We start from the raw sequence: 16,788 nt of genomic DNA, 5'->3' as shown, positions 1-16,788 counted from the left end.
CACCGCGCTTAATTCGCGCTTCACTTCTATCATATTTTGTGCGGTTTTTCTAGCCTAACTAAATGAATCTGAAGTCTAAATGATCTCTGAATCCGGCGGAGCCTTCTATCTCGGCCAACTAACAATATACACCTGTGAAGGTGTATATTTCGGTTGATCCTAGGTGTATAACAGCTTTTGCCATTAGCTATCTATCTGTTTTTATATAATCAATTCGAAATAGAGGGCTTGTTGTATGGCTGAAAATACACCTCCGCCTAAACTTCTCGACCAAGTGCGTGATCTGCTTCGCACCAAACATTACAGCATCCGCACCGAAACTCAATATCTTCAATGGATTAGGCGTTTTATCCTGTTCCACGGAAAGAAGCATCCTCGCGAGATGGGGGCGCCCGAGGTTGAGGCGTTCCTAACGCATTTGGCGGTTCAGCGAAATGTGGCCGCATCCACGCAGAATCAGGCGTTGTCGGCTTTGCTGTTCCTGTATCGGGATGTGTTGAACATGGATCTACCTTGGCTTGAGGGCGTGACCCGTGCAAAGCGCCCGCAGCGCTTGCCCGTGGTGCTGACTCGCGATGAGGTTCAGGCGATCCTCGCGCGGATGTCCGGCGTCTACGGTTTGCTGGCCTCTTTGTTGTACGGGACGGGCATGCGCCTGATGGAATGCGTGCGTTTGCGCGTGCATGACGTGGATTTCGCTCGTAGTGAGATCATGATTCGCGACGGGAAAGGCGCGAAAGACCGGGTCACGATGCTGCCGGCGTCGGTCGTTCCTGCGTTGCAGGAGCATCTGCAGAAGCGACGGGCCTTGTTCGAGGACGATCTTCGCGCGGGCAAGGCTTCGGTCTATCTGCCGTATGCATTGGCGGAAAAATATCCGAACGCTCCGGCGGAGTGGGGATGGCAGTATGTTTTCCCTGCAGGCAGTTATTCGGTGGATCCGCGCAGCGGCGTCGAGAGGCGACACCACATCGACGAGAAGCTGCTGCAGCGTGCGATGAAAAAGGCCGTTCAGGCTGCGGGTATCGTCAAGCCCGCGACGCCGCATACCTTGCGCCATTCCTTCGCTACGCATCTGCTCGAGCGCGGTCAGGATATTCGTACCATCCAGGAATTGCTCGGCCATAAGGATGTGGCCACGACGATGATATATACGCATGTGGTGAACAAAGGCGGGCGTGGCGTGGTCAGTCCTTTGGATATGTAGACCGGATAAATCGACTCTGGAGCAGATGAAAATGACCGACATCCGCATCGGCCACGGCTATGACGTACATGCCTTCCAGGAAGGCGACCACTTAATGCTGGGCGGTGTGCGCGTGCCGCACGACCGGGCGTTCAAGGCGCATTCGGATGGCGACGTGCTGATCCATGCGCTGTGCGACGCGCTGTTGGGCGCCGCCGCGCTGGGCGATATCGGCAGGCATTTCCCGGACACGGATCCGCGCTACGCGGGTGCGGACAGCCGGGCGCTGCTGCGCGAGGTACGCCAACTGCTGGAGGAGGGCGGCTGGCTGGTCGGCAACGTGGACTGCACGGTGATTGCGCAGGCCCCCAGGCTGGCGCCGCATGTGGAGTCGATGCGCGAGCATCTGGCGGCCGATCTGGCGGTGGATGTGTCGCGGGTGAACGTGAAGGCGACCACGACGGAGCGGCTGGGCTTTGCGGGCCGCGAAGAGGGCGTGGCCGCGCACGCGGTGGTGCTGATCGAGCGCGCCTGAGCCCGGCTGCGGCGCGTCGGCTGCCGGGGCGTGTCCCGGCAGGCCCGGAAAGCGTATACTTCTGCGCTTTTCCGAGTTGGCTTTCAAGGGGCTGCCGATGTTCTCCATCCACATGAGCATTTCCGATTACGATCCCGAGTTGTGGGGCGCCATCGAGGGCGAGGCGCGGCGTCAGGAGGAATACGTCGAGCTGATCGCCTCGGAAAACTACGCCAGCCCGCGCGTGCTCGAAGCCCAGGGTTCGGTGCTCACCAACAAGTACGCCGAGGGCTATCCCGGCAAGCGCTACTACGGCGGTTGCGAATTCGTCGACGTCGCCGAGCGCCTGGCCATCGATCGCGCCAAGCAGCTGTTCGGCGCCGACTACGCCAACGTGCAGCCGCACTCCGGTTCTCAGGCCAATGCCGCCGTCTACATGGCGCTGCTCAATCCCGGCGACAAGGTGCTGGGCATGAGCCTGGCGCACGGCGGGCATTTGACTCACGGTGCCAAGGTGAACTTCTCCGGCCGCATCTACGACGCCGCCCAGTACGGCATCGATGCGGAGAACGGCGAGATCGACTACGAGCAGGTACGTACCCTGGCGCTGGAGCATCGCCCGAAAATGATCGTCGCCGGCTTCTCGGCCTACTCGCGCATCGTCAACTGGCAGCGTTTCCGCGACATCGCCGACGAGGTGGGAGCCTATCTGATGGTCGATATGGCGCATGTGGCTGGCCTGGTCGCGGTGGGCGAGTACCCGAGCCCGGTGGCCATCGCCGACGTGACTACCTCGACCACGCACAAGACCCTGCGCGGCCCGCGCGGCGGCATCATCCTGGCCAAGGCCAACCCCGAGATCGAGAAGAAGCTGAACTCGTTGGTCTTCCCGGGCACCCAGGGCGGTCCGCTGATGCACGTCATCGCGGCTAAGGCGGTGGCCTTCAAAGAGGCGTTGGAGCCTGGCTTCAAGGAGTATCAGCAGCAGGTGATCGTTAACGCACGCGCCATGGCCAAGGTGTTCATCGAGCGCGGCTACGACGTCGTCTCCGGCGGTACAGACAATCATCTGATCCTGGTCAGCCTGATCGCCAAGGGCCTGACCGGCAAGGATGCCGAGGAGGCGTTGGAGCGGGCGCATATCACCACCAACAAGAATGCCGTGCCCAACGATCCGCAGAAGCCCTTCATCACCAGTGGCCTGCGCATCGGCACGCCGGCTTCCACCACACGCGGCTTCGGTGCAGCCGAATGTACCGAGTTGGCAGGCTGGATGTGCGACGTGCTCGACAACCTGGGCGACGAATCCGTGGTCGAGCAGGTCAAGACCAAGGCCATGGACCTGTGCCGCCGCTTCCCCGTGTACGGGAAGTGAGCGGCGGCGAGCGCTGAGAACCGATGCGCTGCCCCTTCTGCCAGCATCCGGACACGCGAGTCATCGACTCGCGTCTGGCCGGCGAGGGCGATCAGGTGCGCAGGCGGCGCGAGTGTGCTGCTTGCGGCGAGCGCTTCACGACGTACGAAACCGCCGAGCTGTCGCTGCCGCGCGTGATCAAGCGCAGCGGCGCCCGCGAGCCCTTCAACGAGGACAAGCTGCGCCGTGGCATGCTGTTTGCGTTGGAAAAACGCACGGTGCCGACCGAGAAGGTCGAGGAGGCGCTCAGCCGGATCAAGCGCCACGTGCTCGCCTTGGGTGAGCGCGAGGTCGAGGCCAGCCGCCTCGGCGACTGGGTGATGGAGGAGCTGCTCGCGCTGGACGAGGTTGCCTACATTCGCTTCGCCTCCGTGTACATGAGCTTCGAGGACGTCACCGCCTTCAGGGAGGTGATCGATCGTTTGGAGTGCGAGCCTTCGCCGGAGGCACGCAAGTCCCAGCTCGGGCTGCTGGAGGGCGGCGAGGACGGCAACGTCGATGACGACTGAGTCGTCCGCTTCGCGGTTCTCCGCGACCGACTCCGCCCATATGGCGCGCGCGCTGCGGCTCGCCCGCCGCGGCCTTTACACCACACACCCCAATCCCCGCGTCGGTTGCGTGCTGGTGCGTGACGGGGAAGTCGTCGGCGAGGGTTGGCACGAGCGTACCGGCGAGCCGCACGCCGAGGTCAACGCCCTGCGCTCAGCCGGCGAACGCGCCCGCGGCGCCACCGCCTACGTTACCCTGGAACCCTGCAGTCATCACGGGCGTACGCCGCCGTGCAGCGATGCGCTGCTCAAGGCCGGCGTGACACGCGTGGTCGCGGCGATGCGCGATCCCAACCCGCGTGTGGCCGGACAGGGACTGGCTCGTCTGGCCGCCGCTGGCGTGGAGACGGTCGGCGGTCTGATGCAGGCCGAGGCCAGGGCGCTCAATCCCGGTTTCATCAGTCGCATGGAGCGTGGCCGCCCATGGGTGCGCATCAAGAGTGCGACGAGTCTGGACGGACGCACCGCCATGGCCTCGGGTGAAAGCCAGTGGATCACCGGCGCCGAGGCGCGCGCCGACGTGCAGTGCTGGCGTGCGCAGGCCGACGCCGTTCTGACCGGCAGCGGTACGGTGCTGGCCGATGATCCGTCGCTCAACGTGCGTCTCGATGCCGCTGCGCTGGATATCGACGGTGAGGTACGCCAGCCCTTGCGTGTGGTGCTGGATAGGCAGTTGCGCACGCCGCCAACGGCGCGTCTTCTGGATCTTCCGGGTGGTGTGCTGCTGTTTGCCGGTCCGGCGGGAGCCGCGCGCCGTGGCGCCCTGGAGGCCAGTGGTGCCGAGGTCTGCGCAGTGGCGACGGATGGCTGCGGACTGGATCTGGAAGCCGTGCTGCGCGAACTGGCCGCACGCGAGATCAATGAGGTGCATGTCGAGGCCGGCGCACAGCTGTCGGGTGCGCTGATCGCCGCCGGACTGGCCGACGAGCTTCTGTTGTACGTTGCGCCAAGCTTGCTGGGCGACACCGGCCGGGGGGTGTTCGCCCTGCCGGGGCTGGAGTGCCTGAGCGAGCGGGTGGAGCTGGACGTGCGCGAAATCAGACGAATAGGGCGGGACTGGCGAATTCTGGCGGGATTCGAGAGGAATCCGGCGCAGTAGGTTGGGGCGAGCGCAGCGAACCCCAACATTGGGTCACCGGGTATTCAATGCATCGTTGGGGGGAGTCCCTCACCCCAACCTACGCAGTATCGACATGGGTTGATAGGGAGTAGGTCATGTTCACAGGCATCATTCAGGCGGTCGGAAAGATCGGGCGCATCGAGCCACAAGGGGCCGACAGTCGACTGTTCGTCGAGACCGGCTCGCTGGATCTGCATGAAGCTGCGCTGGGCGACAGCATCGCGGTGAACGGCGTTTGTCTGACGGCCATCGAGTACGACGGCGCACGCTTCGCCGCCGACGTATCCGGAGAGACGCTGGCGCGCACCACGCTGGGCGGCCTGAAACCGGGCTCCGAAGTGAACCTGGAGTTGGCGCTGCAGCCGACCACGCGTCTGGGAGGGCATCTGGTGAGCGGCCACGTCGACGGCGTCGGCGAGATCGTCGAGCGCCGCGCCGATGGCCGCTCGGTGTACTTCGCGGTCCGTGCCCCCGAGCGTCTGGCGCGCTACATAGCGGAGAAGGGTTCGATCTGCATCGACGGCATCAGCCTGACGGTCAACGGCGTACACGGCGCGCAGTTCGACGTGAACATCGTGCCGCACACGCTGCAGGAGACCACGCTGCATGCCGCGCGTGTCGGACAGAAGGTCAACCTGGAGGTCGACGTCATCGCCCGTTACCTCGAGCGCTTGCTGCTCGGCGACGAGGCGGCCAAGACGGACGGCGGAGGCATTACGCACGAACTGTTGGCGCGCCAGGGGTTCTTGCAGGACTGAGATTGAAAAGGCCCTGGGATGCGGGAGGGCAGCCGATCGATCGCCCCGAGCTGAATTCCATCGCCTCCGAAGGCATTCCCCCTATAGAGAAAGTTATGGCTCTCAACAGTATCGAGGAAATCCTGGAGGACCTGCGCCAGGGCAAAATGGTCATCATCATGGACGATGAGGATCGCGAGAACGAAGGCGATCTGCTGATGGTCGCCTCGCTGGTGCGTCCCGAGGACATCAACTTCATGGCGCGCTACGGTCGCGGCCTGATCTGCCTGCCCATGACGCGCGAGCGCTGCCGTCAGCTGAAGTTGCCGCTGATGGTGGAGACGACCGGCGACCAGCACGGCACCAACTTCACCATTTCCATCGAGGCGGCCGAGGGCGTGACCACCGGCATCTCGGCCTACGACCGCGCGCATACCGTGCGCAGCGCTGTGGCGCCGGATGCGGGGCCGTCCGACATCGTGCAGCCGGGGCATATCTTTCCGCTGATGGCGCAGCCGGGCGGTGTGCTCACCCGCGCCGGGCATACCGAGGCCGGCGTCGACCTGGCGCGGCTCGCCGGCTTCGAGCCGGCGGCGGTCATCGTCGAAGTGCTCAACGAGGACGGCAGCATGGCGCGCCGCCCCGACCTCGAAATCATTGCCGCCGAGCACGATCTGAGGATCGGTACCATTGAGGACCTGATCCGCTATCGACTGGTCAACGAATGCACCATCGAGTGCGTGGCCGAGACCGAGGTGCAGACCGAATTCGGCGAGTTCCGCCTGCGCGCCTACCGCCAGCTCGGCGACCGCAACGTGCATCTTGCGCTGAGCCGCGGCGAAATCGATCCCGAGCGCCCCACGCTGGTGCGCGTGCACGTCACGGACGAGCTGGCCGATCGCGTGCCCTTCGTTTCCGCCCCCTTCGGCTGGCCGCTGCGCAATGCGCTGCAGCGCGTGGGCGAGGAAGGCGGCGTGGTGGTGGTGCTGGCGGGCGAGGAGGATCCGCAGGCGCTGGTGCGCCGTATCCGCGGTCTGGCCCTGCAGGCGGCGGAGGACAGTCAGGATGCGGACGAGGCGGAGGAACGCCCGCAGGACCTGCGCACGCACGGCATCGGCGCGCAGATCCTGCGTGATCTCGGCGTGCGTCGCATGCGTCTGCTCAGTGCGCCCAAGCGAATGCATGGTCTCGGCGGCTTCGGTCTCGAAGTGGTGGAGTATGTGCACGATTGAGCCGATAACTTCGCGAAACCGCAGGGGATAAGTCATGACTTGGCCGGCCTCCACGCCACCGGCGCCGTACTACGTGGTGATTTTCACGTCCCTTCGCAGCGAGATTGACGACGGCTATGCGCGGACGGCGCAGCGCATGGAAGAGCTGGCCGCCGGGCGGCGGGGGTTCCTCGGCATCGAATCCGTGCGCGAAGGCGCGCAGGGCATCACGCTGTCGTATTGGAGCGACCTCGAAGCGATCCGCGAGTGGAAGGCGGACCTGGAACATGTCGAGGCGCAACGCCTTGGCCGCGAGCGCTGGTACGAGCGTTACAGCGTTCGCGTCGCCAGGGTGGAGCGGGCCTACGATTTCGGCTGAAACAGGCCCTGGCTGTGGGGCCCGCTCAGCCCCGGCACGTCCCGTGCATAGTGCTGCGTGGGATGGCAACGGAACAAGGACTGGACAATGAAACTGGACAGCGTGCGGGCCGGTCACGTCGAAGTCGATCTCGCCTTACTGTTCGGCGAGGAACAGGCGTCGGCCTTGCGCGTCCGCCTCGACGGACTGCTTACCGAACACGCATTGCAGCGCGATGCCGACAAGCCGCCGCTCGAGGCGTTGAGCGAGCGCGATGCGGTGCTGATCACCTACGGCAATACCCTGTCCGCCGCCGGCGAGGCGCCGCTGGACACCTTGGGGCGTTTCCTCGGCGAGCATGTCGGCGATGCGGTGAGCATCGTCCACCTGTTGCCGATATTTCCGTACAGCTCCGATGACGGCTTTTCCGTGGTCGACTACCGCACGGTGAATCCCGAACTGGGCGACTGGAGCAACGTGCGAGCGCTGGCGGAGCACTACGGCCTGGCCCTGGATCTGGTCCTGAACCATTGTTCGCGCAGCCATCACTGGTTCCATGACTTTCTCGCCGGTCGGCCGAACGCGAAGGACTGGTTCATCGAGGCCGATCCGCACGAACCGGCGCTGGGATTGGTTACGCGGCCGCGCAGTACGCCGCTGCTGACGCCGGTGGACGTCAGCGGGCGCGGGCGGCGCTGGATCTGGACGACCTTCAGCCCGGACCAGGTCGACCTGAATTTCCGCAACCCCGAAGTGCTGCTGGCTTTCGCCGAGATTCTGCTGTTGTACATGCGCCAGGGTGCCCGCCTGCTGCGCCTGGATGCGGTGGCCTACGTCTGGAAAACGCTGGGCACGCCCTGCACGAGCCTGCCGGAGGTGCACGCGGTGGTGCGCATTCTGCGCGCGCTGGTGGACACCGCCGAGCCGGGCACGCTGCTGCTGACCGAGACCAACGTGCCCAGCGCGGAAAACCTGAGCTATCTGGGGCAGGGCGACGAGGCGCATCTGGTCTACCAGTTCAGCCTGCCGCCACTGCTGCTGCACGCGTTGTGGCGCGGCGAGACCGGCGTGTTGCAGACCTGGCTCGCCGAGTTGCCGGAGCCGCCGTCCGGCACCGCCTATCTCAACTTTACCGCGTCGCACGACGGCGTCGGCCTGCGTCCGCTCGAGGGGCTGATCGACGAGGCCGAACGCGACGCCATGCTGGCCGACATGCGTACGCGCGGCGGTTTCGTGTCGCCCCGGCGCATGCCGGACGGCCGCGAATCGCCCTATGAACTGAACATCAGCTATCTCAGCGCACTGGCCGGCGACGACGGCGAGGACATGCAACTGGCCCGCTTTCTGCTTACGCAGACCCTGGCGCTGAGTCTGCGAGGGCTGCCGGCACTGTACATCCACTCCCTGCTGGGCACGCCGAACGACATGCACGGTGTCGAGCAGACCGGCCAACTGCGTGCGATCAATCGCCGGCGCTGGGACTGGGGCGAGCTGAATCACCTACTGGGACAGCCGGAGACGGTACATTCGCGCTGCCTTCGCGAACTTACGCGGCGCCTGCGCCTGCGCGCCGGGCAAGCGGCCTTCGATCCGCAGGCGGCGCAGTCGGTGCTGGATTTGGGCGTCGAACTGCTGGGTGTGCTGCGTACCGCCGCCGACGGCCGGCGTGTGCTGTGTCTGTTCAACTTCACCGGCGAGCGTCGGCGGATTGCGCTCGATGCTCTGCCGTCCGACCTGAATGACGCCGAGGATCTGCTGGGTTCGCGCGCGGCGCTGCGTCTGGGAGCCGAACTGGAACTCGAGCCCTACGCCGCCGTTTGGTTGCCGGCTGGCGTTGGGGTTTGATGCCGACGGCGGAGAGGGGCTGATATCTTCCCTGGAACCGCGGCTTCCGACGCGTCGCACCGCCGTTCAGGCTTCCGCGGCGTCGCGCGCCACCGCTTCGCAGAGCGCTTCCGGGATGTCCGGCAGAGCGCTGACCACGCGGCTCCAGTTGGAGATGTAGGCTGGCTCGAAGGGGGTGGCGAGATAGGCTTCGCCGGCTTCGATGACCGCGCGCGAAAATGTTTCGACCGCGACTTCCTCGTCGTGGAAACTGAATCCGAGGCCGTTGAGGCGTGCGTCCGATTGGTAGTGCTGAATCATGTCCAGGGCGCCGCGCAGGTAGGAGGCCTTCAGCGCACGGAACATCTCGGGCGTTAGGGTCACGCCCTCGGTGGCCAGCTTGCGGTAGATCGACAGCGCGATCTCGCGGCTCATGCGTGCCAGGCCTTGTGAGGCGTCTTCGGGCGAGAGCGCCTGGTGCTTGTGGTCGTAGCGCTCTGCGATGTCGACCTGACAGACCTGCTTGGCGTTGAGGTTGCGGTAGACCTCGGACAGCAGGCCGATCTCCAAGCCCCAGTTGGCCGGAATCCGTAGCTGGGAGATGTCGCTGGCATCGACTGCGAATTCGCCGGACAGCGGATAGCGGAAGGCGTCCAGAAACTCCAGATAGTCGAGCGGGCCGAGCACGCGCTTGAGCGCGCGCAGCAGCGGCGTCAGGAACAGGCGCGACACGCGGCCGCCGAGGCGCTCGCCGTCGGTGCGTGCGTAATAACCCTTGCAGAAGCGGAAGCCCACGTCGGCGGCGACCGGATAGAGCAGCTTGGCGGGCAGGGCGCGGTCGTAGGTGAGGATGTCGGCGTCGTGCACCGCCACCACCTCGGCCATGCCGCAAGTGGTGGCGAAGCCCAGGCAGTACCAGACGTTGCGCCCCTTGCCGGGTTGGCCGGGGGAGAGTCCGGCGGAGGCCAGGCGCTCGTCGACCTCGCGCAGGCGCGGGCCGTCGTGCCACAGCAGATGTACGGTCTGCGGCAGGCGCGAAAAGAACTCGCGGGCATGCAGGTACTCGTCGCGATCGGCCTGATCCAGGCCGATGATGACGGTCGAGAGATAGGGGATGCCGGCGATGACTTCGAGCATGGGGCCCAGGGCGGGGCCCTGGAGTTCGGAATACAGCGAGGGAATGATCAGCGCCAGCGGTCGGCGGCGGGCGATGCGGGTGAGTTCCGCCTCCAGTGATTCCAGCGATCGGGTGCCGAGGTTGTGCAGCGTAGCGATGGGGCCGTTCTGGTGGAAGTCGCTCATCCGATGACTCCTAGCTGATGAAGGGCTTCGAGCCAGCCTTCCGGGCCGGCTCGTGAGGTGCGCAGGCAGTCGACGTCGTCGCCGATCGGCCGCGGGCCGGGCAGGCAGGCGGCGAGGTCCGCGAATGCGAGCAATTTGCGGTCGTTGGGCGCGTCGCCGAGGGCGACGACGCGTGGTCGGCGACTGGATGTGGATGGACGCCAATGGCGCAGCAGCGCATGGGCGCCGTCCGCCTTGTCGGCACCGTGCGGAAGCACGGTGAAGAAGCGTCCGCCGCCGATGCCGGTAAGCCCGGCCTGATGCAGAGCGCTCATGAAGGCCGGTGGTGGTTCGCCACGCCAGCTCAGGGGCTCGCTGGCCAGGCGCATCCGCGCAGCAAGCGCCTGCGGCGGTGTGAGGTCGGTGCGGCGCATCAGTTCGGCCAGGCTCCAGTCGCCGAAGCCCGGCATGTCGAGTTCGAATTCACGACGTAGCTGGCGTACGGCGAAGCGCACCTGCGCGTAGCTTTGCGCCGTCAGCCGGCGTACGCGCCAGCAGCCCGGCCGGGTCGGCAGGCAGAGTGCCGCACCATTTTCGACCACGGCGGGGCCATGTACGCCCCAGCCGCGCAGCAGCGCGATCGTTTCGGCCGCAGTCTTGCTGGTCGCCGGCACGACGGCGATGCCGCGCGCCCGTACGCGGGCCACGGCGGCGCCGGCGGGCCCGGGTCCTCTCGCGTCGAGCAGGGTGTGGTCGAGGTCGGTGAAGATCACCGTGTTGCTGGGGGCTTGCACGCTCATGGCGCGGTTACCTGCAACTTTGGTGCCTGCCGTGGTGAGGCGGGGGCGATGCTGTGTCCAACGCTTCCTGGGTGCATCGTTTTGGTGCGTTGCGCACTTTATTGGTGTGTTAGCAGGGTTGCGAGTGAGCTGCAGTGGCGAGCAGGCGTTTTTCCTGTTCCGCGTGATCCTCGGGAGAGTTGACGTTGGCAAAGGCCTCGGCTTCGTCCGAGAAGTCCACTGCAATGCAGCGGTTGCGCGCGAGCCAGAGTTCCATCTTGCGGTCGCCAGCGAGCAGGTAGTCGCTGAGCGACGCCAGCAGTTCGCGCCGCAGCAGGGCGAATACCGGGTGCATGCGCTGGCCGTCGTGGGCCACGGCGGCGTCGGCCTGCTGCTCCTGCAGTGCGTGGTAGAGCCGCTGCGCGAGATCCGCGGGCGGAGCGGGGCTGTCGCAGGGCAGCGTCAGCAGCAGAGGGGTGTCGATCTGTGCCAGCGCGGTGGCGACGCCGGCCAGCGGCCCCTGGAAATCGTTCAGTTCGTCGCTGAATACCGGGTGGCCCAGGCGGGCATAGCTGCTGCGATTGCGGTTGGCATTGATGATGACCCGGCCGACCTGCGGGGCGATGCGGGCCAGCACATGTTCCACCATGCTGCGCCCGGCAATGTGTACCAGTCCCTTGTCTTCTCCACCCATGCGCCGGCCTTCTCCGCCGGCCAGGATGACCGCCGTGATGCTGTCGCGTTCATCGTCGGAAAGTGTGCTCACCAGGAAGCCTCCATGCGGCATAGGATAACGGTAGGCGGCGGCGCGTCTGCAATCAAGACCATTGAGAAACGTCCGTGGTTCCATCTTGCGGTTGCGGCACTGAGGTTCGTCGATGTCTCGTACGCGCTAGGCAAGCGCTTTTTCATATGTCGAACGTTCCGTAAAAACGCGTTTCCTGCCGAGGTTTGACGCGGGTTGCGAACGGTCACTGTGGTATCATGCGCGCCTTCCGGTGAAGGCGGTATTCAAGCGAGAAGGGATATGTCGCAAGTAAAGGTTTTCGAGGGCGATTATGCTGTCGGCAAGGCGCGGTTTGGCATTGCGCTGGCGCGCTTCAACGGTTTCATCGTCGAGCGCTTGCTGGAAGGCGCGCTGGACGCTCTGAAGCGCCATGGTGTGGCCGAGGCCGAGATCGAGGTGGTGCGCGTGCCCGGTGCCTTCGAGCTGCCGCTGACGGTGCAGGCGATGGCACGGCGCGAGCGCTACGATGCCGTCATCGCGCTGGGCGCGGTGATTCGCGGTGCGACGCCCCATTTCGACTATGTGGCCGCCGAGAGCGCCAAGGGCCTGTCCAGCGTGGCGCTGGCCAGCGGGCTGCCCGTCATCAACGGCGTGCTGACCACGGATACGATCGAGCAGGCCATCGAGCGCGCCGGCACCAAGGCCGGCAACAAGGGCTGGGATGCCGGCATGACCGCGCTGGAAATGGTCAGCCTGTTGAAGCGCCTGAATGGCTGAGTCGATGGAGCAGGATTCTGCGCGGCGCCTGTCGCAGGCCCGTCACGCGGCGCGCCGCGTGGCCCTGCAGGCCTTGTATCAGTGGCAACTGACGGGGGACAGTCCGAAGGACATCCTCGCCCAGTTCCGCGAGGAGCGCCCCCTCAAGGGTGCCGATCTGGACTATTTCAGGGAGCTTACGCTCGGCGTGCCCGAGGAACTGGCGCGGCTGGATGCCGCCGTCGAGCCCTTCCTCGATCGGCCGATGGATCGTGTCGATCCGGTCGAGCGCGCCGTTCTGCGCCTGGCGACCTACGAGCTGATGCAGTGCCTGGACGTACCCTATCGCGTCGTCATCAACGAGGCTGTCGATCTGGCCAAGGTATTCGGCGCCGAGCAGGGTCACCGCTTCGTCAACGGCGTGCTGGACAAGGCCGTGCGCAGTCTACGCGAGGCGGAGATCAACGCCGCCCGCTGACGGCCCGTCGCGCGATCATTCGAGCGCTTTCGCCGTGCATTCCGAATTCGATCTGATAGACCGCTGGTTCAAACCTTCCGCCCGGCGCGCCGACGTCGAGCTGGGCATTGGTGATGACGCGGCGCTATTGAGAGTGCCGGACGGCCAGCGTCTGGTCGTCACGGTCGACACCCTGGTTGCCGGCGTGCATTTTCCGCTGGAGACCGACGCGTTTTCCGTCGGACACAAGGCGCTGGCGGTGAATCTGAGTGATCTTGCGGCGATGGGCGCCGATCCGGCCTGGGTCACGCTGGCGCTGACCCTGCCGCAGGCGGACGAGGATTGGCTCGGCGGCTTCGCGCGCGGTTTCCTGGAATTGGCAGAGAGCAACGGGGTCAGCCTGGTCGGCGGTGACACCACGCGCGGACCCTTGTCGGTGACGGTGCAGGCCATGGGCTTCGTGCCGGCTGGATTCGCCTTGCGGCGCGACGGCGCCAAGCCCGGCGATGCGATCTGCGTGACCGGTACGCTGGGTGACGCCGGATTGGGATTGGCCTGGGTGCAGGGGCGCCGTACGCTCGACGAGGGAATCGGGTGGGAGTTGGCTGCGCGTCTGGATCGGCCGACGCCACGCGTCGGGGCAGGGCTGGCATTGCGCGGCATCGCGGCGGCGGCGATAGACGTCTCCGACGGTCTGGCCGCAGATCTCGGTCATGTGTTGCAGGCCAGCGGCGTGGGGGCGAGCATCGACGTCGATTCCCTGCCGTTGTCTGAAGCGCTGCGGGCGCAGCCCGATGCCCGCGAACTGGCGTTGAGTTCCGGCGACGACTATGAATTGTTGTTCACCGCCGCTCCCGAGCACGAGCAGGAGGCCTTGGCGCGTGTGCAGGCGCAGGGGCTGCGTTGCACGGTCATCGGCCGTGTCGAAGCCGAGGCGGGGCTGCGCCTGGTGGATGCCGAGGGGCATCCTTACGCGCCGCCGGCGTCAAGCGGCTACGATCACTTTCAGGAGAGCGATTGATGCGTCCCTTCAAGCAACCGCCGGCCAAGGTGGTGTTCGGCAATCCGGCCCACTTTCTGGCCTTCGGATTCGGTTCCGGGCTGTCGCCGGTGGCGCCGGGTACGACGGGGACGCTGGCGGCGATTCCGCTGTTCGCGGCCTTCAGCTTCCTGCCGCTATGGGCGTATCTGGCGGCGACGGTGGTGGTGACGCTCGCCGGATTCTGGATTTGCGGACGCTCCTCCGAATTGCTCGGCGTGCACGATCACCGCGGCATCGTGTGGGACGAGATCGCCGGTTATCTGATCACCATGATCGGCGCGCCACTGGCCTGGCCGTGGGTATTGGCCGGATTCGTGCTGTTCCGCATTTTCGACGTGCTCAAGCCCTGGCCGGCGAACTGGGCCGACCGCCGCCTGCACGGCGGCGTGGGGATCATGCTGGACGACGTGTTCGCCGGAATCTATGCCCTGATCGTCATGCAGCTGGCCCTGCACTATCTGCCCCGGTTCGCCTGACAGTGGGCGGTGCTGACAGGCTGTTGAAATTCTACTCATGCGACGCGATAGCGCGTCAGAATCGGGCTCTTGTGCTCATTACACCCTGCAAGCTGCGCTTTTTGGCAGGCGGCTCCTCGTACCTGCTTGCTGCGAGGCTGCCGCGAATGCACTCACCCGAGCGCCAACAATAGCCTGTTAAAATCGCACTTTTCCCGAAAACCAACCTAAGTTGTATCTGACCATGACCGTACGTACCCGTTTCGCCCCGAGCCCGACCGGCTATCTGCACATCGGCGGTGCGCGCACCGCGCTTTTCTCCTGGCTGTATGCCCGGCGCCACGGCGGCGCCTTCGTGTTGCGGGTGGAGGATACGGACCTGGAGCGCTCCACGCAGGAGTCGGTCAACGCCATTCTCGAAGGTATGACGTGGCTGGGGCTGGACTACGACGAGGGACCTTTCTACCAGACGCATCGTTTCGATCGCTACCGCGAAATCGTTCGGCAGTTGCTGGATGCGGGGCATGCCTATCACTGCTACTGCAGTAAGGAAGAACTCGAGTCGATGCGCGAGCAGCAGCGCGCGCGAGGCGAAAAGCCGCGCTACGACGGCCGCTGCCGTGTGCGTACCGATGTGCCGAAGGGCGTCGAGCCGGTGGTGCGGTTCCGCAACCCGACCGAGGGACAGGTGGTCGTGGATGACCTCATTCACGGCCCTATCGTGTTCGACAACGCGGAACTCGACGATCTGATCATCGCCCGTTCGGACGGCACGCCGACCTACAATCTGACGGTGGTGGTCGACGACATGGACATGGGCATCACCCATGTCGTGCGCGGCGACGATCACATCAACAACACGCCGCGGCAGATCAACATCCTGCGGGCGCTGGGTGCGCCGACGCCGAAGTACGCGCATGTGGCCATGATTCTGGGTGAGGACGGCAAGAAGCTGTCCAAACGCCAGGGGGCGGCCAGCGTGATCGAGTACCGCGACATGGGGCTGCTGCCCGAGGCCGTATTGAACTACTTGGTGCGCTTGGGCTGGTCGCACGGCGATCAGGAAATCTTCACCCTGGACGAAATGATCGAGTATTTCGCGATCGAAGACGTCAACAAGGCGGCCTCGGCGCTCAACCATCAGAAGCTGCTGTGGCTGAACCAGCATTACCTGAAAAACAGCCCGGTCGAACACGTGGCGCGGCATCTGAGTTGGCATATGGGGCAGCAGGGGCTCGATCCCAGTACCGGCCCGGCTCTGGAGCGCGTGGTCGAAGCCCAGCGCGAACGGGCCAAGACGCTGGTCGAAATGGCGCAGAACAGTGCCTTCTTCTATCGCGATTTTGATGGCTACGACGAGAAGGCCGCAAGAAAGAACCTGACCGCGGATGCAGTGCCGGTGCTGCTGGACATGATCGGCGCCCTGAGCGATTTGGAGGAGTGGTCCGCAGCGGCCATTCACGGGCTTGTAGAGGCGCTCGCCGAGCGTTTGGAACTCAAGATGGGCAAGGTGGCTCAGCCGCTGCGCGTGGCCTGCAGCGGCGGTTCGGTGTCGCCTCCGATCGATATCACTCTGGAGTTGCTGGGGCGCGAATGCGTGCTCGAACGGCTGCAGCGCGCGATCGATTACATTCGATCCGAAACGGGGGTTGACGAGTCCGGGGAAGCTCATTAAAGTACGCGCTTCCCAACGCAACGGGGCTATAGCTCAGCTGGGAGAGCGCCTGCATGGCATGCAGGAGGTCGGCGGTTCGATCCCGCCTGGCTCCACCAAGTTTTGTAACGGGCTTTACAACGGTTTCTTGTCCCCATCGTCTAGAGGCCTAGGACACCGCCCTTTCACGGCGGCGACAGGGGTTCGACTCCCCTTGGGGACGCCACTCTTTTCTCCCAAGATTTTTCTCCTCAGACGGGCGAAACCCGCGCACCGGATTTCCGTGCGCTGTCACCTATAACGCTTGACGTTATATAACGCAGCGCGTTATATTCGTTGCGTGATTACGGGATTCAGGGATAAGGAAACCGAGAAGATCTGGCGCGGCGAAGTGTCACGGCGCCTGCCCAGGGCGATCCAGGAAGTCGCGCGGCGCAAGCTGCGCATGCTCAATAACGCCAGAAACCTGGAAGACTTGCGGGTACCGCCCGCGAATCGCCTCGAATCCTTACGGGGTGACCGCAAGGGCCAATACAGTATCCGGATCAATGCCCAGCGGCGGGTGTGTTTTGTCTGGGCCGCCGGGAATGCCGGCGAGGTTGAGATTGCGGATTATCATTAGCGGGAAATGGCATCATGAAAAAGACGCTGCCTAATATCCACCCCGGCGAAGTGCTGCTGGAAGAGTTTTTAAAGCCGATGGAGATCAGCCAGAACGCGCTGGC

19 protein-coding genes and 2 tRNA genes are annotated in these 16,788 nt (G+C 64.9%); 17 read left to right on the top strand and 4 right to left on the bottom strand.

Features of this window, described 5'->3' with window-relative positions:
* Positions 1 to 235: 235 nt before the first annotated feature.
* The 9 genes from P8014_RS17655 to P8014_RS17615 all read left to right on the top strand — a co-directional run bounded on the left by P8014_RS17655 (position 236) and on the right by P8014_RS17615 (position 8,933).
* Positions 236 to 1,207 carry an integron integrase gene (locus P8014_RS17655; RefSeq protein WP_337818639.1) on the top strand — a complete coding sequence of 324 codons (972 nt, stop codon included), beginning with the start codon at positions 236 to 238 and terminating at the stop codon, positions 1,205 to 1,207.
* A 31-nt stretch (positions 1,208 to 1,238) separates the two neighbouring features.
* A complete protein-coding gene (gene ispF, locus P8014_RS17650; RefSeq protein WP_337818638.1) occupies positions 1,239 to 1,721 on the top strand; it encodes a 2-C-methyl-D-erythritol 2,4-cyclodiphosphate synthase in 483 nt (160 codons plus the stop codon).
* Positions 1,722 to 1,818: 97 nt separating this feature from the next.
* Complete coding sequence (gene glyA / locus P8014_RS17645) at positions 1,819 to 3,075, top strand: serine hydroxymethyltransferase (RefSeq protein WP_337818637.1); 1,257 nt, start codon at positions 1,819 to 1,821, stop codon at positions 3,073 to 3,075.
* Positions 3,076 to 3,098: 23 nt separating this feature from the next.
* Entirely contained in the window at positions 3,099 to 3,623 is a 525-nt protein-coding gene (gene nrdR, locus P8014_RS17640) for a transcriptional regulator NrdR (protein WP_337818636.1), read from the top strand.
* On the top strand, positions 3,613 to 4,761 hold the full coding sequence (gene ribD, locus P8014_RS17635; RefSeq protein ID WP_337818635.1) for a bifunctional diaminohydroxyphosphoribosylaminopyrimidine deaminase/5-amino-6-(5-phosphoribosylamino)uracil reductase RibD: 1,149 nt from the start codon (positions 3,613 to 3,615) through the stop codon (positions 4,759 to 4,761). The genes nrdR and ribD overlap by 11 nt, the downstream gene beginning before the upstream one ends.
* Positions 4,762 to 4,877: 116 nt before the next feature.
* Positions 4,878 to 5,540, top strand: a complete 663-nt coding sequence (locus P8014_RS17630; RefSeq protein ID WP_337818634.1) for a riboflavin synthase — start codon at positions 4,878 to 4,880, stop codon at positions 5,538 to 5,540.
* 95 nt (positions 5,541 to 5,635) lie between these two features.
* Positions 5,636 to 6,751 (top strand): bifunctional 3,4-dihydroxy-2-butanone-4-phosphate synthase/GTP cyclohydrolase II, encoded by a 1,116-nt coding sequence (gene ribBA / locus P8014_RS17625; RefSeq protein WP_337818633.1) that lies wholly within the window; start codon positions 5,636 to 5,638, stop codon positions 6,749 to 6,751.
* Between the two features lie 34 nt (positions 6,752 to 6,785).
* Positions 6,786 to 7,109: an antibiotic biosynthesis monooxygenase gene (locus tag P8014_RS17620; protein WP_337818632.1), complete on the top strand. Its 324-nt coding sequence runs from the start codon at positions 6,786 to 6,788 to the stop codon at positions 7,107 to 7,109.
* A gap of 87 nt (positions 7,110 to 7,196) precedes the next feature.
* The gene (locus P8014_RS17615; protein ID WP_337818631.1) at positions 7,197 to 8,933 is read left to right on the top strand and encodes a sugar phosphorylase; all 1,737 of its coding nucleotides are present in this window, start codon (positions 7,197 to 7,199) and stop codon (positions 8,931 to 8,933) included.
* A gap of 66 nt (positions 8,934 to 8,999) precedes the next feature.
* Here the strand turns inward: P8014_RS17615 and P8014_RS17610 are convergent, their stop codons facing one another.
* From P8014_RS17610 to mobA, 3 genes are all read right to left on the bottom strand, one after another.
* A complete protein-coding gene (locus P8014_RS17610) occupies positions 9,000 to 10,214 on the bottom strand; it encodes a hypothetical protein (RefSeq protein WP_337818630.1) in 1,215 nt (404 codons plus the stop codon).
* Positions 10,211 to 10,993 (bottom strand): HAD-IIB family hydrolase, encoded by a 783-nt coding sequence (locus tag P8014_RS17605; protein ID WP_337818629.1) that lies wholly within the window; start codon positions 10,991 to 10,993, stop codon positions 10,211 to 10,213. Before P8014_RS17605 ends, P8014_RS17610 begins: the two co-directional genes overlap by 4 nt.
* A 109-nt stretch (positions 10,994 to 11,102) precedes the next feature.
* Positions 11,103 to 11,738, bottom strand: coding sequence for a molybdenum cofactor guanylyltransferase MobA (mobA, locus tag P8014_RS17600; RefSeq protein WP_337818628.1), 636 nt, complete (start codon positions 11,736 to 11,738; stop codon positions 11,103 to 11,105).
* 261 nt (positions 11,739 to 11,999) lie between these two features.
* Here mobA and ribE point away from each other — a divergent pair, with 261 nt between their 5' ends.
* From ribE to P8014_RS17560, 8 genes are all read left to right on the top strand, one after another.
* A complete protein-coding gene (ribE, locus tag P8014_RS17595; RefSeq protein WP_337818627.1) occupies positions 12,000 to 12,476 on the top strand; it encodes a 6,7-dimethyl-8-ribityllumazine synthase in 477 nt (158 codons plus the stop codon).
* Positions 12,469 to 12,933 carry a transcription antitermination factor NusB gene (nusB, locus tag P8014_RS17590; RefSeq protein WP_337818626.1) on the top strand — a complete coding sequence of 155 codons (465 nt, stop codon included), beginning with the start codon at positions 12,469 to 12,471 and terminating at the stop codon, positions 12,931 to 12,933. The genes ribE and nusB overlap by 8 nt, the downstream gene beginning before the upstream one ends.
* Positions 12,934 to 12,967: 34 nt before the next feature.
* Positions 12,968 to 13,933: a thiamine-phosphate kinase gene (thiL, locus tag P8014_RS17585; protein WP_337818625.1), complete on the top strand. Its 966-nt coding sequence runs from the start codon at positions 12,968 to 12,970 to the stop codon at positions 13,931 to 13,933.
* Positions 13,933 to 14,430, top strand: a complete 498-nt coding sequence (locus P8014_RS17580) for a phosphatidylglycerophosphatase A (protein ID WP_337818624.1) — start codon at positions 13,933 to 13,935, stop codon at positions 14,428 to 14,430. Before thiL ends, P8014_RS17580 begins: the two co-directional genes overlap by 1 nt.
* Before the next feature lie 223 nt (positions 14,431 to 14,653).
* Positions 14,654 to 16,084 (top strand): glutamate--tRNA ligase, encoded by a 1,431-nt coding sequence (gene gltX, locus P8014_RS17575; protein WP_337818623.1) that lies wholly within the window; start codon positions 14,654 to 14,656, stop codon positions 16,082 to 16,084.
* A 22-nt stretch (positions 16,085 to 16,106) separates the two neighbouring features.
* Positions 16,107 to 16,182: transfer RNA gene (locus P8014_RS17570), tRNA-Ala, on the top strand.
* Between the two features lie 31 nt (positions 16,183 to 16,213).
* A tRNA-Glu gene (locus P8014_RS17565) sits at positions 16,214 to 16,289 on the top strand.
* A 114-nt stretch (positions 16,290 to 16,403) separates the two neighbouring features.
* Complete coding sequence (locus P8014_RS17560) at positions 16,404 to 16,685, top strand: type II toxin-antitoxin system RelE/ParE family toxin (protein ID WP_337818622.1); 282 nt, start codon at positions 16,404 to 16,406, stop codon at positions 16,683 to 16,685.
* Here the strand turns inward: P8014_RS17560 and P8014_RS17555 are convergent.
* The coding region (locus P8014_RS17555; protein ID WP_337818640.1) for a hypothetical protein at positions 16,609 to 16,788 on the bottom strand (180 nt) is incomplete at its 5' end. The genes P8014_RS17560 and P8014_RS17555 overlap by 77 nt on opposite strands.

The sequence above is a fragment of the Acidihalobacter sp. genome, from assembly GCF_037381185.1.
GTDB lineage: Bacteria > Pseudomonadota > Gammaproteobacteria > DSM-5130 > Acidihalobacteraceae > Acidihalobacter_A.
Note: the sequence above shows the minus strand (reverse complement) of the source record. Positions and strands in the feature narration are given on the sequence as shown.